The following is a 12403-nucleotide window of genomic DNA, read 5'->3' on the forward strand; positions in this document are numbered from 1 at the left end:
ATGCTATAACAAAATTGAGGTGAAAGAGATGACAAAAGAAGAAGTCTTACAATTAGAAAAAGAACTTTCTTTTCAAGAATTCAATAATCATGATGCCTATCAATTAGGACAAATCATTGTAGATCATATTGAAAAGAATCATTTAAAAAATGTTAGAATCCGTATTGTTTTAGATAAAGATATTGTTTTTCAATATTTAATGGATGGTAAAAAAGGAGTCATTTGGCTTGATCGTAAACAAAAAACAGTTGAAAAATATGGACATAGTAGTTATTACATCTATTTAGAAAATGAAGAAAATAAAACATATCAAGAAGATGAAAAAGATGAAAGTCTTGTTATTTGTGGAGGAGGTTTTCCTTTAATTATTCATGATGAATTAAGAGGAAGTATTCTTGTTTCAGGGCTCGTCCATGATGAAGATCATCAAGTCATCGTTGATTGTTTAAGGAAACTAAAAGATGAAGGCACTTGCAAGTGATATAGATGGCACACTTGTTTTTAATCAACAAATAAAAAAACAAGATAAAGAGGCTATTGAAAAGTATCAAAAAGAACATCTTTTTGGAGTATGTAGTGGAAGGCCTCGATGTGCCCTGTTTGATTTAGAAAAGCTAAAATTAGATTTCTATATTCTTTCTTCAGGAGCAATGATCTTAGATAAAGGTTTAAATATCATTCAAGATTTTTCAATGAAAAAAGAAATCGTTCAACAAATCTTTAATGAATATAAAAAGAAAGCACACATCATTTTACAAACAGGAAATGCAGATGTCTTTTATGCAACCCTTAAAGAAGATTATAATCCTAAATTAAAAATCATTTCTTCTTTTAAAGAAGTAGAGCATGAAATAATTTATGGCATATCTCTTGTTTTTAAAGATGACAAAATAACCAAGAAAGCTTGTCTTGAAATTAATCAAAAATATCAAGAAGTTGAAGGTTTTCAAAATAGAAATTCAATTGATATTGTAAGAAAAGGCTGTTCAAAAGGAACAGGGATCAAAATCATTAAAGATTATTATCACTTAGAAAAGGTAGCAGGAATAGGGGATTCCTATAATGACTTACCGATGTTAAAAGTCGTAGATACAGCCTTTACTTTTAAAACATCCCCTCAAGAAATACAAAAACAAGTACATTATTGTGTTAATGATATTGCTGAAGCAATAGCGTTATTGGAGGTAGAAAAATGAATTTTGGAATTATAGGTTATGGAAACATAGCGCGTAAGTTTGTTAAAAGTATTACTTATACTAGTGGGGGAAAAGTGCATGCCATTGCCTCACATTCTTTAGATGAAAACGACAGTTACTTACAAAGTCATCCTTTAGTTAAACTTTATCGTGATTATGAGGAACTTTTAAAAGATGAAGATATTGAGGCCGTTTATATTGCAGTTCCTCACTATGAACATAAAAAATGGATTATAGAAGCCATTAAACATCATAAAGCGGTTTTATGTGAAAAACCACTTGTCTTAAAAAGTGAAGATATTGATGAAATTAATCAATATGTTAAAGAATATCAAGGCTATTGTTTAGAAGCTTTTAAAACAAAATTTAATGTAGGTTTTGATCATTTAAAAGAAGATTTAAAGTTGATTGGAAAATTAAAATCAATTGAAGCAAACTTTTGTTTTGATGGGACAGATAAAAAAGATTCTTACTTGTTTGATCCAAAACAAGGTGGGGCTTTAAATGATGTAGGAAGTTATGTCGTTGGTTTTGTCCTTGGTTTAGTGGATGCACCAGTTGAAAGTGTTGAATCTCATATTGAAAAAGAAAATGAGATTGAAATGAATTTTAAAGCAACTTTAAATTTTAAAAATGAAATTCAAGGAAAAGTAGAAGGTTCAATTAATTATAATAAAGAACGTTATGCTTTAATTAAAGGAGAAAAGGGAGAAATCTATGTCCCAATGTTTAACCGTGTAGTTGAATACACAATTCATTTAGAAAATGAAGTCATTCAAAAAACATATCCAATTGAAGGAGATGACATGACTTTAGAAATACAAGCTTTAATTAATCATAATCAATCAACACATACATTACAAGATTCAAAAAAATTACAAGAAACAATTGAAAAAATTAGAGAGGAAGCAAAATAATGAAACTAGGAATTTTAGGAACAGGAATGATCGTTAAAGATGTTCTTACCATGTATCATGAACTTGGCGTTGAAAAGACTTATCTTTTTTCAACAAAAAAATCAAAATCACAAGCATTAGAACTAATTGAAAAATATCATTTAGATAAAGTTTACACAGATTATGATGAATTACTTCAAAGTGATGTTGATACAATTTATTGTGCTTTACCTAATCATCTACATTATGAATTTTCAAAAAAAGCTTTAGAAAATGGTAAAAATGTCATTATTGAAAAACCAATTACAGCGAATAGTAAAGAATTAGAAGATTTAATTGAAACCGCCAATAAAAAGAATTTAATGATTTTTGAAGCTATGAATTTACATTACACACCTGCTTTTCTTTCATTAAAAGAAGATTTAAAGAAATTAGGAGATATTAAAATTGTTTCATTTAACTATTCGCAATATTCATCAAGATATAATGCTTTTAAAGAAGGAACAATTTTACCAGCTTTTGACTTTCATAAAGCTGGTGGAGCTTTAATGGATTTAAATGTTTATAACATTCATGCTTTAATCGATTTGTTTGGGAAACCTGTTTATCATAAATATATGGCAAATATTGAAAGAAATATTGATACAAGTGGGATGATGATTTTTGATTTTGAACATTTTAAAGCTTTATGTATTGGGGCTAAAGATTGTAAAGCGCCTTTAATGAATACGATTCAAGGAAACTTAGGAGCAATCGTTGTTAAATGTCCGTTAAGTCAAATGACAGAATATGAAATCTGTTATAACGATGGGACAAGTGAAATAAAATCTTTTGAAAAGAAACATCGTTTAATTTATGAATTTAAAGAATTTATGAGAATGATGGAAGAAAATGATGTTAAAAAACAAAAAGCAATGTTAGAACTTTCATTATTGATTTCTAAATTAATGGAAGAAGGAAGAATGCAAGAAGGGATCGTGTTTGATAATGATAAATAATAAAATTGTTTTAGGATATATTGGAAATGGAAAAAGTACCAATCGTTATCACTTACCATTTGTGATGCAAAGACCAGATAAGTTTATTGTTAAAACAATTTATAATCCACGTATTCATCATGATATATGGGATAAAATTGAAGGAGTCAACTATACTGAAAATCAAGATGATATTTTCTTAGATGATGAAATTGATATGGTGGTTGTATGTACAGGACATCATTATCATTATGAATATACTAAAAAAGCACTTGAACATAATAAACATTGTTTATGTGAAAAGCCTTTTATGGAAAATAGTGAACAAGCTAAAGAAATCTTTGCACTTGCAAAATCAAAAGGACTTTATTGTTCAGCTTATCAAAATAGAAGATATGACAGTGACTTTTTAACAGTACAAAAAGTGATTGAATCAGGGAAATTAGGAGATTTATTAGAATTAGAAATGCATTTTGATTACTATCGTCCTGAAATACCTGAAAGTGTTGATCATTTTGATCCAGCAATGTCTTATTTATATGGACATGGTTGTCATACTTTAGATCAAGTCATTTCTTACTTTGGAAAACCTGATGATATTCATTATGATGTAAGACAACTTTTAGGAACAGGTCGTATGAATGATTATTTTGATCTTGATCTTTATTATGGAACATTAAAAGTATCCGTTAAATCAAGTTACTTTAGGGTAAAATCAAGACCTTCTTTTATCGTTTATGGTAAAAAGGGAATGTTTGAAAAATATAGTAAAGATCGACAAGAAGAACATTTAAAACTTTTCCATATGCCTACTAATAGTGATTTTGGAAAAGATTTACCAGAACATTATGGAACCCTTACTTATTATGATGAAGATGGTATTTATCATGAAGAAAAAGTTCCAACAGTTGACGGCGACTATGCACGTGTGTATGATGGTATCTATGATAGTATTGTAAATGGTAAGGAACAAGTCATCCAACCATGGCAAACAATTCTACAAATGGAAATGTTAGAAACAGGAGTAAAGGATTTAAAATAGTATGAAAAAATATTTTTTCTTTGATATTGATGGAACACTAACTGATTTAAAAACACATCAAATTGTCCCAAGTGCGAAAATTGCTTTAGAAAAGCTTAAACAAGCAGGTCATTTTGTTTGTTTGAATACAGGAAGAGCCCATTATAAAGCGGAAAAAACAAGAAAAGAATTTAATTTTGAAAATATGGTCTGTAATGGGGGCAATGGAATTGTATTAGATGGTATTTTAAAAGAAAATATCCCCTTAGACAAACAAGGAGCTTTAAAAATCATTCAAGAAGCTAAAGAAAAAGGGATTGGTTATTTAGTAGCAATCAATGATAGTCAAGAAGTCTATGGTGAAAATGATTTATTTATTCAACAAGTAGGCTATCGTAAAGAACCAACAACTTATATCTTAGATCAAGATTTTGATTATACACAAGTAGAAAACTTTTATAAAATCTATCTTGCTTTAGATGAAAAAGAAGAAGCTTCTTTTCAAAACAAAGATCAATTAGGTTCATTACGTTTTGAAAAAGAATACTTAATGTTTCAACCAGATAATAAAAAAGGCGGTATTTTCAAAATGATGGAAATACTCCAAGCACCTATTCAAGATGTAGTTGTCTTTGGTGATGATTATAATGATCTTGATATGTTTGATAAAGATTTATGGACAGGTGTCGCTATGGGAAATGCCTGTGATGCTTTAAAAGAAAAAGCAACTTACATCACAGATAAAAATGTTGATGATGGTATTTATAATATCTGTGAAAAAATGAGTTGGTTTTAATAAAAAAATGAAGAGGCTGTAACAAAATAAAATAAACCGCCAAAAATAGAAAAGAACAATGAAACAGCAAAAACTGAAACATTGTTCTTTTTTGTTGTATAATTTATATATGGAAAACAAAATTCTAAAACAAATGATTATAACGCATTACAACTGTCTTTGCCAATAGATTTAGGTATTAAAATTGATGAAGATGATATGGTTATTTCTTTCCTAAAGGCACTAGAAGGAGTGAATTTGTCTAAATATTTCAAAAAAGGTAAGTGTCGAGGAAGAAAGGAATATGACAGATGTAAGCTTTTGAAGGTTGCACTTTTTGCCTATATGTTATGCGATAATGATTTGAGATCCATGGAATCATTATGCAGATATGATATTCGTTTCATGTACATAATGGGTGAAGAAAGACCCAGCTTCATGGCTTTTGAAAGACTTTTAAAAGATTATCTCGTTAAGAATATTGATGAGATATTTTTTGAACTTTCAAATAGTATAGGTGCTTTAATGAAAATAAATAAAGAAATTCAGTACATAGATGGAACAAAACTGGAAGCAGATGCAGGAAAATATACATTTGTCTATAAAATAAGGATCATCAATGCAAGAAAAAAACTGTGGCAAAAAATAAGTGATTCAATAGCTGATATCAATAAAAACAGAGGATTAGGATTCAATCAAATGATAAATACTGTGCTCAAGAAATAGGATATATCGTACAATATCTTTTTGAAATCATGAAACAAGAGATGCTGAAGATGCCGATTTGGATAGGTATACAAGAGATAGTCTTATTAGAATCGGCGATTGGGATCAGGCTGAGGTTGTTAGAAGAAAACTTGATACACATACAAGTAAAGAACTTCCTAAACTAAAAAAACAGAGAGGTATTAAGAACGATGAGATAACCGGTGAGCCATTAGGTAAAAATGTTGCATTTCATCATTCGAATGAGAAAGAGCTTTTTACGGAACCAGTCGATGTTCTCGATGAAAATAAAGGCATTAATGTAAATAATGATACGCACAAAGAGATTCATAAACAGAACACCAGGACTGCGGATGAGCTTAAAAAGAAATCGGTAAGTATAAAGAAAGTGATAGCAAAATAGAATTTGTCCGACGGAATGGTGCAACTTTTTTGCATTTGCGTTAAAGGGTGTAAAAAAATATGATTACATCACCACGTGCGCGAATGTTAATGCGATGCAGGATTTCAATGCATGTGGAAACATGCATTACACTTGGGGAAAAATATGTAGATGAATTCATGTTTCAATATAGGGAGTATTTGATATTATGATTTTATTTGATTTGGTTATAAATATTATTGAGGTTTTAATTTTAAAAAATAAGATTAATATTTGTTAATTTTATTAGGCAATTAGCACAGCATTTAGATGTTCGATATAAAGTGACACAAGATAATGGGTTATGTATTTTTAAAAGCATTCAATCAATGAAGTAGGTTTAAATTACCTACTTTTTTATTTTCGTGCCATAAAACTGACTTCCATGCCAAAAAGATACTGATTTAAAAGAAAATAATAAGTGTAGAGAGGAAATATAAAAAATATTTCAAAAAGTACTTGAGTATAAAGTGACTCTATAGTCTATGTTGAAGGTGTCAAAGGAGGAAATGACTTATGGAAAAGAGTAAAAAGACATTAAAAATGATTGGAATTTGTATTATTGGACTTGTAATTGTGGTAGCAGTAAATATGTTGAAGAAACCAGAAGATCCATTTAAAAATCCAAAAGGTGTTGGATTTAGGTATCAACATATAGAAGAAAAGAATCTATTAAATAATTCTGAAAATGATACGTATTTTGTATATTTCTATGAAACAGGAAATAACCAATGTGAAGAAGTAAATGATGATGTCAAAAAAACTTTAAGTGGGCATTCAAATCTTTATTTTTTCAATGTTGAAGATACTACATTAAAAACAGGAAAAGATTTTGATTATAAAAATGTGACAGATTATAAAGATATTACAATAAAACAAGTACCAATGCTTATTCATGTAGAAAACAAAAAGATTGATCATGTTTATTACAAAGCAAGTGATATAAAAAAAGCATTAGAATAGTAGGTGAAAGTTATGTTGAAGTTTGCATTAGAAATGTTGTGGACAGAAAGAAAAAAAGCATATGGCTTGATTGTTTCTATTGTCACAACACTTAGTATTTGTTTATTGTTTTTACATTTTATTATTAATCCATATCTCGCTAAAAAGGTGACATATGATGATATTCTTGATTTTAGTGAACCTTATTGCATTATGTTGATGGGATTGTTTATTTTAATGGTTTGTGTTTCATTGATTTGTTATTCATGTAACTATTATATGAAACTTCATGCTAGAGAAATAGGAATGCTTAAAATGGCAGGATTTAATCAGGGTAAAGTAGTGCTTTATCAATTGATTCAAATGATTATGCTCATGATTGTTTCAGTAATAATCACTTGTTGTTTATCACTAGTGACAACACCAATCTTTTTAACAGTTGTTTATCGTTATTGTCATATTCATCAAAGTATTTTCTATTTTAATACAAGATTATTTTCAATGATAGGAATTTTAGTTGTTTGTATTTTAATTGTTTTAATTGGAATGCAAGTGAACTATATCAACAATAATTCTTTATCATCGCTCATTAAAGATAAATATATTACAACACAAAAAGAAGATCATCGTGTATTTATCATACCTGATTATATCTATATTTTAGGTTATTTCTTAGGACTTTATGCGATGTATGTAGGAGAAGAATTAGATGCAGGATTTGCGATTGCTTCTTGTATTGGGGCTATCAGTGCTTATGGTTTGTTTTATTATTTCATTCCTCATACTTTAAATGAAATGGTTGATTCGTTGAATCTAAAAGGAGAAGATACGATTGTTTTAGGTGATTTAGCCTTATTTATGCAACAAAGTAAATTACTCATTGTTTTTATTATGTTAGCTGTCATTTTAATACCAACATTTATTTTCTCGTCACTTCATATGAAGATGTTGCATATTGCTTTACACATTGGCGCTATCTTAATTAATTTTGTTTTATGTTTAAGTGTTGTCAGTCGTTTTGATATCGATGCTTTAGAAAAGAAAGAACATTTTAAAAACTTATGTAAGATGGGACTTACAAATCAAGATGTCAAGAAAATATCTTATAAAGAAGGAAATGGATTTTATGTTGTATTATGGATTTTTGCAGGTATTTATATTTTAAGTATTGCGTGTACGTTTTTAATTCGTACATCGATTGATTTAGGACTTGTTGGTATTGTTTTACTTGAGTTTGTTGTTCCTTATGGAATGGCTGAATTGATTGTTTATTTAAAGAAAAGAGGTCAAAATTATGAGTTACATGGAAATTAGAAATTTAAAGAAAGTTTATAATCCTTATGGCATTCATCCTAAGGTGGCTTTAAATGGATTGGATTTTGAAGTAGAAAAAGGAGATTTTATTTGTATTATGGGAGCCTCTGGTTCAGGAAAAACAACACTTGTTAATATCTTGTCAACGATTGATGAAGCAACTCATGGACAAATTTTTCTTAATCAAAAAGATTTACTTCTTTTATCAGAAAAAGAAAAAGCAAATTTAAGGGAAGAAGAAATTGGATTTATTTTTCAAAATTATAATCTTATTGAATCATTAACAGTCAAAAATAATATTTTATTTTCATTAAGACTAAATAAAGTAGATCAAAAAATACAATTAGAAAAATTAAATGAACTTACAAAAATGTTAAATATTGAAGAAATCATTGATAAATATCCATCCCAATGTTCAGGTGGACAACAACAAAGAGCAGCGATTGCTAGAGCGTTGATCAATGATCCAAAGATTATCTTCGCTGATGAACCAACAGGGAATCTAGATAGTTTAAATGCCAGAGAACTGATGGAATATCTTGGTAAAATCAATGAAGAAAAACATACAACGATTATTATGGTGACGCATGATAGCTTTGTGGCTTCTTATTCAAAGAAAGTTTATTACATGAAAGATGGACATTTAGACTTATCGATTGATCGTCATACAAAATCACAAGATGATTATTATAAAGAAATCGTTAAAGTTACAACACAAATGCATTTATAAAACAGGAGCTTTTCCTGTTTTTTATATAGAATTATTTTTTCTAATTTTGTAAGAGCTTTCAATGATGTGCAATAGTGTGTTAAAATAGCAATAAAGGTGGGATTGAAATGGATGATTTTTTAAGAGAAATACAAACCTCTCTATTTAGAGAATGGATCAATAATCAAAAAAGAGATTATTATCATCTTCATCAAAGTGAAACAGATCCAGATGCAATTATTATAGAAAATGAATATTGTTATAGCTATGTAACCTTTAATCCACAATGTATTATTGAATTATGTGTAATGAATAAAAGAACAGATGAAATGGCTTTTTATCTCCATTTTCAATTCAAAACGCTTAAACATGCCATTTCTTTGTTTGAAGAAATGGATCAATGTATTAAAAAAATGATAGATCAACCGATCTGTCGACTTTTACTATGTTGTAGTGGTGGAATGACAACAGCCTTTTTTGCAGATAAAATAAAAAATGGTATTAAAGTATTAAATTTAAATATGGAAGTAGCCGCTACTTCTTATCAAAAAATATATAATGTTGCTCAAAATTATGATGTGATTTTACTTGCACCACAGGTATCTTATGTTAAATTACAAGTTGAAAAAGTCTTTAAAAACAAACTTGTTTTAAAGATACCAACACAAATTTTTGCTTCTTATAATGTGGGTGCATTGATTACTTTTATAGAAGAGTCTTTAAAACATAAAGAAAATAAATATAATGGTTATGTTGAACCATTAGCTTCAATGATGGAAATAAAGACAAATAAAAATGTTTTAGCGGTATCTATTAACGCTAATGGTGAAAATAGTCATATTTCTTATCGTTTATATAATTCACATCAAGATATTGTCTTAGACAGTAATATTATTAAAAGTAATATTAAACTTCAAGATGTATTGGATGCTTTGGATACAGTTGTTTTACAAAATGAAATGATTGATGTGATTTCTATTGCTTTACCGGGTGTTATGGTTGAAGGAAATGTTTATTCAGGGATTATAGAAGGTGGTAATCATCAATTAAAAGAACGCTTAGAAAAAAGATATGAAAAAGAAATTTATTTAATTAATGATGTTAATGCCGCGGTTGTTGGTTATTATGCTTCACAAAATGAATATAAATCACTTGCTTTTTTATTTCAACCAATTGGACGTATGGCTGGAAGTGGGATTGTTGTAAATGGACAACTGGTAAGAGGAATGGATCATTTAGCAGGTGAAGTAGCATTATTACCTTTAAATCTTTCGGATGCTTATTTAACGCTAGCTAATACTCCAGAAGGTACTTTGGAGTTGGTGACTAAAAATATCATGAGTATTATTGCGATTGTGGCACCTGAAGCGATTGTTGTTTATAGTGATTTGATTTTAGATAGTCAAGATGTTAGTGATGAAATCAAAAAAGCATTAAGTCAATATCCTTTAAAAGTGTATCCACAAATTATTAAAGTAGAAAATATCTTAGAATATATATTATTAGGAGCAATGATTTTAAGTGCAAAGGAGTAAGAAAATGAATATTATTTGGCATGGACATTCATGTTTTGAAATAACAGGAAAAGATGGAACAATTGTTTTTGATCCTTATCAAGCAAATTCAGTTCCAGGATTAAATTCTTTAAAATTGAAGGCAAATCTTGTGTTGTGTTCTCATGAACATGATGATCATAATGCAAGAAATTGTGTAGAAGTAGCACCAAAAGATTTTAAAGTGACATGTATTGAAACCTATCATGACCATCATCAAGGAAGTCATCGAGGTAAAAATACGATTCATATCGTTGATTTTGAAAATCTGAAAGTTGTTCATATGGGAGATATAGGTTGTATGATGGATGATGTTTCAAAACTAAAAAACTGTGATGTTTTGATGATTCCGATCGGTGGCTATTATACAATTGATACCAAAGAAGCTTTAAAATATATTGAACGTATTCAACCACGTATTGTTATACCAATGCATTATCACAGTCATGAATTTGGTTATGATGTATTATCAACCAATGAAGAATTTATTCAACAATCATCTTCTGTTACTTATGTTGATGATTGTTTGGAAGTTAATAAGGATACTAAAACACAAACAGTTGTATTTAAAAAACCAAGGAATTAATTTTCCTTGGTTTTTGTTGTAATCATTAATAAGAGGATACTTACAAAAATCATAGCAAGAGCGATGATAAAAGCATAGATATAAGAACCGAAGAAATCATAAATATAACCTACCATCGATAAAGAAATAGCTGCACCAACATTAGAGGCAAAAGAAATTGTTGGAAATGCTTTTGCATAGTTTTCTGTTTTAAAGAAATATTTTGTAAGTAAAGGAACAGCAACAGCTCCTAATGAATAACATGAACCAAATAAGAAAGCACCAACGATAAGAAGTGTCATGGAACGTCCAATTATTAATAAGTCAATTCCTAGAATATTTACACTAATCATCATTAAGGTTGCTTTCATTTCGCCAAAATGATCACTTAAACTTCCAATAATTAATTTAGAAACAATATTTCCCATCATTCCTGCCGATAATAAAATCGCACATGAAGTTAAAGGAAAACCTAATGATTCACCATAACCTGGTAAATGTTGTGTTACACTGGTAATACAGCTAATTAACATACCAAAGATAAAGAAGGCGATAAAAGAAATTGACATAAAATGGAATGAAGATGTTGCTTGATTTTGTGTTGTTTCATGTTTTTCTTGATAACCATAAGGAAGAAGACCTTCATCTTTAGCATTCATCGAAAATGGATAAAGAACAGCTGGTAAACATAAAAGTAAAAGAATAACCGCTTTTAATAGATAACCCATTTGCCAATTAAAAGAACTGATTACACTTGATAAAACTGGAGAACAAAGCGTTCCACCTAAACCACTAAAACCAAAGGCAATACTTGTCGCAAGACCATGTTTCTTTTCAAACCACCCATTGATAATCATGGTAATGGGTACAATGGAAAAAAGGCTTGTTGACATACCACGAATGGCTCCTAAAATATAGAAAGTAATGGCATTTTTTCCAAGTGCCATAGCGGCTGTTGAAACAACGGCAATAATAACACTGAAAGTTAGAATCTTTTTAAAAGAAAATTTTTGATAGATCTTTGGTACAAACAATGATATGATGGCAGTTGCTAGAGAAAAAAGTGTCATATGCATTGAAAATGTACCTCTTAATATATGTAAACTTTTTGAAACAGGTGTATAAAAAACACCTGATGAATTAATTGAAATACCAATCGATGCTGCAGCTAAACCACAGCAATAAATTAAAACGGACCAATGTTTTTTCATAATGTGTCCTCCTTTTCTGATTCTATTTTATAAAGAGTTTTATATAATGTCTAATACTTATAATTTATGTTTTTAATGCTTTTTAGGCATTAAAATA

General features: G+C 28.9%; 14 protein-coding genes. 13 read left to right on the plus strand and 1 reads right to left on the minus strand.

Annotated elements, in window-relative coordinates:
• Positions 1 to 28 precede the first annotated feature (28 nt).
• The 13 genes from HUU89_RS03970 to HUU89_RS04030 all read left to right on the plus strand — a co-directional run bounded on the left by HUU89_RS03970 (position 29) and on the right by HUU89_RS04030 (position 11116).
• Positions 29 to 481, plus strand: coding sequence for a heme-binding protein (locus HUU89_RS03970; protein WP_119363546.1), 453 nt, complete (start codon positions 29 to 31; stop codon positions 479 to 481).
• Positions 462 to 1196, plus strand: a complete 735-nt coding sequence (locus HUU89_RS03975; protein WP_175301051.1) for an HAD-IIB family hydrolase — start codon at positions 462 to 464, stop codon at positions 1194 to 1196. Before HUU89_RS03970 ends, HUU89_RS03975 begins: the two co-directional genes overlap by 20 nt.
• Positions 1193 to 2113: a Gfo/Idh/MocA family protein gene (locus tag HUU89_RS03980; protein WP_147579634.1), complete on the plus strand. Its 921-nt coding sequence runs from the start codon at positions 1193 to 1195 to the stop codon at positions 2111 to 2113. The genes HUU89_RS03975 and HUU89_RS03980 overlap by 4 nt, the downstream gene beginning before the upstream one ends.
• The gene (locus HUU89_RS03985; protein WP_175301052.1) at positions 2113 to 3090 is read left to right on the plus strand and encodes a Gfo/Idh/MocA family protein; all 978 of its coding nucleotides are present in this window, start codon (positions 2113 to 2115) and stop codon (positions 3088 to 3090) included. The genes HUU89_RS03980 and HUU89_RS03985 overlap by 1 nt, the downstream gene beginning before the upstream one ends.
• Positions 3080 to 4111 (plus strand): Gfo/Idh/MocA family oxidoreductase, encoded by a 1032-nt coding sequence (locus tag HUU89_RS03990; protein WP_175301053.1) that lies wholly within the window; start codon positions 3080 to 3082, stop codon positions 4109 to 4111. The genes HUU89_RS03985 and HUU89_RS03990 overlap by 11 nt, the downstream gene beginning before the upstream one ends.
• Position 4112: 1 nt before the next feature.
• Positions 4113 to 4886 carry an HAD-IIB family hydrolase gene (locus HUU89_RS03995; protein WP_175301054.1) on the plus strand — a complete coding sequence of 258 codons (774 nt, stop codon included), beginning with the start codon at positions 4113 to 4115 and terminating at the stop codon, positions 4884 to 4886.
• 159 nt (positions 4887 to 5045) lie between these two features.
• A complete protein-coding gene (locus HUU89_RS04000; RefSeq protein ID WP_175301055.1) occupies positions 5046 to 5591 on the plus strand; it encodes a transposase in 546 nt (181 codons plus the stop codon).
• Between the two features lie 58 nt (positions 5592 to 5649).
• Positions 5650 to 5994 (plus strand): hypothetical protein, encoded by a 345-nt coding sequence (locus HUU89_RS04005; protein ID WP_175301056.1) that lies wholly within the window; start codon positions 5650 to 5652, stop codon positions 5992 to 5994.
• Positions 5995 to 6528: 534 nt separating this feature from the next.
• Positions 6529 to 6975 carry a DUF6568 family protein gene (locus tag HUU89_RS04010; RefSeq protein WP_175301057.1) on the plus strand — a complete coding sequence of 149 codons (447 nt, stop codon included), beginning with the start codon at positions 6529 to 6531 and terminating at the stop codon, positions 6973 to 6975.
• Positions 6976 to 6987: 12 nt separating this feature from the next.
• Positions 6988 to 8268, plus strand: coding sequence for an FtsX-like permease family protein (locus tag HUU89_RS04015; RefSeq protein WP_175301058.1), 1281 nt, complete (start codon positions 6988 to 6990; stop codon positions 8266 to 8268).
• Complete coding sequence (locus tag HUU89_RS04020; RefSeq protein WP_175301059.1) at positions 8249 to 8998, plus strand: ABC transporter ATP-binding protein; 750 nt, start codon at positions 8249 to 8251, stop codon at positions 8996 to 8998. The genes HUU89_RS04015 and HUU89_RS04020 overlap by 20 nt, the downstream gene beginning before the upstream one ends.
• Before the next feature lie 107 nt (positions 8999 to 9105).
• Positions 9106 to 10512: an ROK family protein gene (locus tag HUU89_RS04025; RefSeq protein ID WP_175301060.1), complete on the plus strand. Its 1407-nt coding sequence runs from the start codon at positions 9106 to 9108 to the stop codon at positions 10510 to 10512.
• A 4-nt stretch (positions 10513 to 10516) separates the two neighbouring features.
• Positions 10517 to 11116, plus strand: coding sequence for an MBL fold metallo-hydrolase (locus tag HUU89_RS04030; protein ID WP_119363535.1), 600 nt, complete (start codon positions 10517 to 10519; stop codon positions 11114 to 11116).
• On the opposite strand, the gene HUU89_RS04035 is transcribed toward HUU89_RS04030, so the two are convergent.
• Positions 11113 to 12306, minus strand: a complete 1194-nt coding sequence (locus HUU89_RS04035) for an MFS transporter (RefSeq protein ID WP_175301061.1) — start codon at positions 12304 to 12306, stop codon at positions 11113 to 11115. The genes HUU89_RS04030 and HUU89_RS04035 overlap by 4 nt on opposite strands.
• Positions 12307 to 12403: the final 97 nt, after the last annotated feature.

The sequence above is a fragment of the Faecalibacillus sp. H12 genome (assembly GCF_013361255.1).
Taxonomy (GTDB): domain Bacteria; phylum Bacillota_I; class Bacilli_A; order Erysipelotrichales; family Coprobacillaceae; genus Faecalibacillus; species Faecalibacillus intestinalis.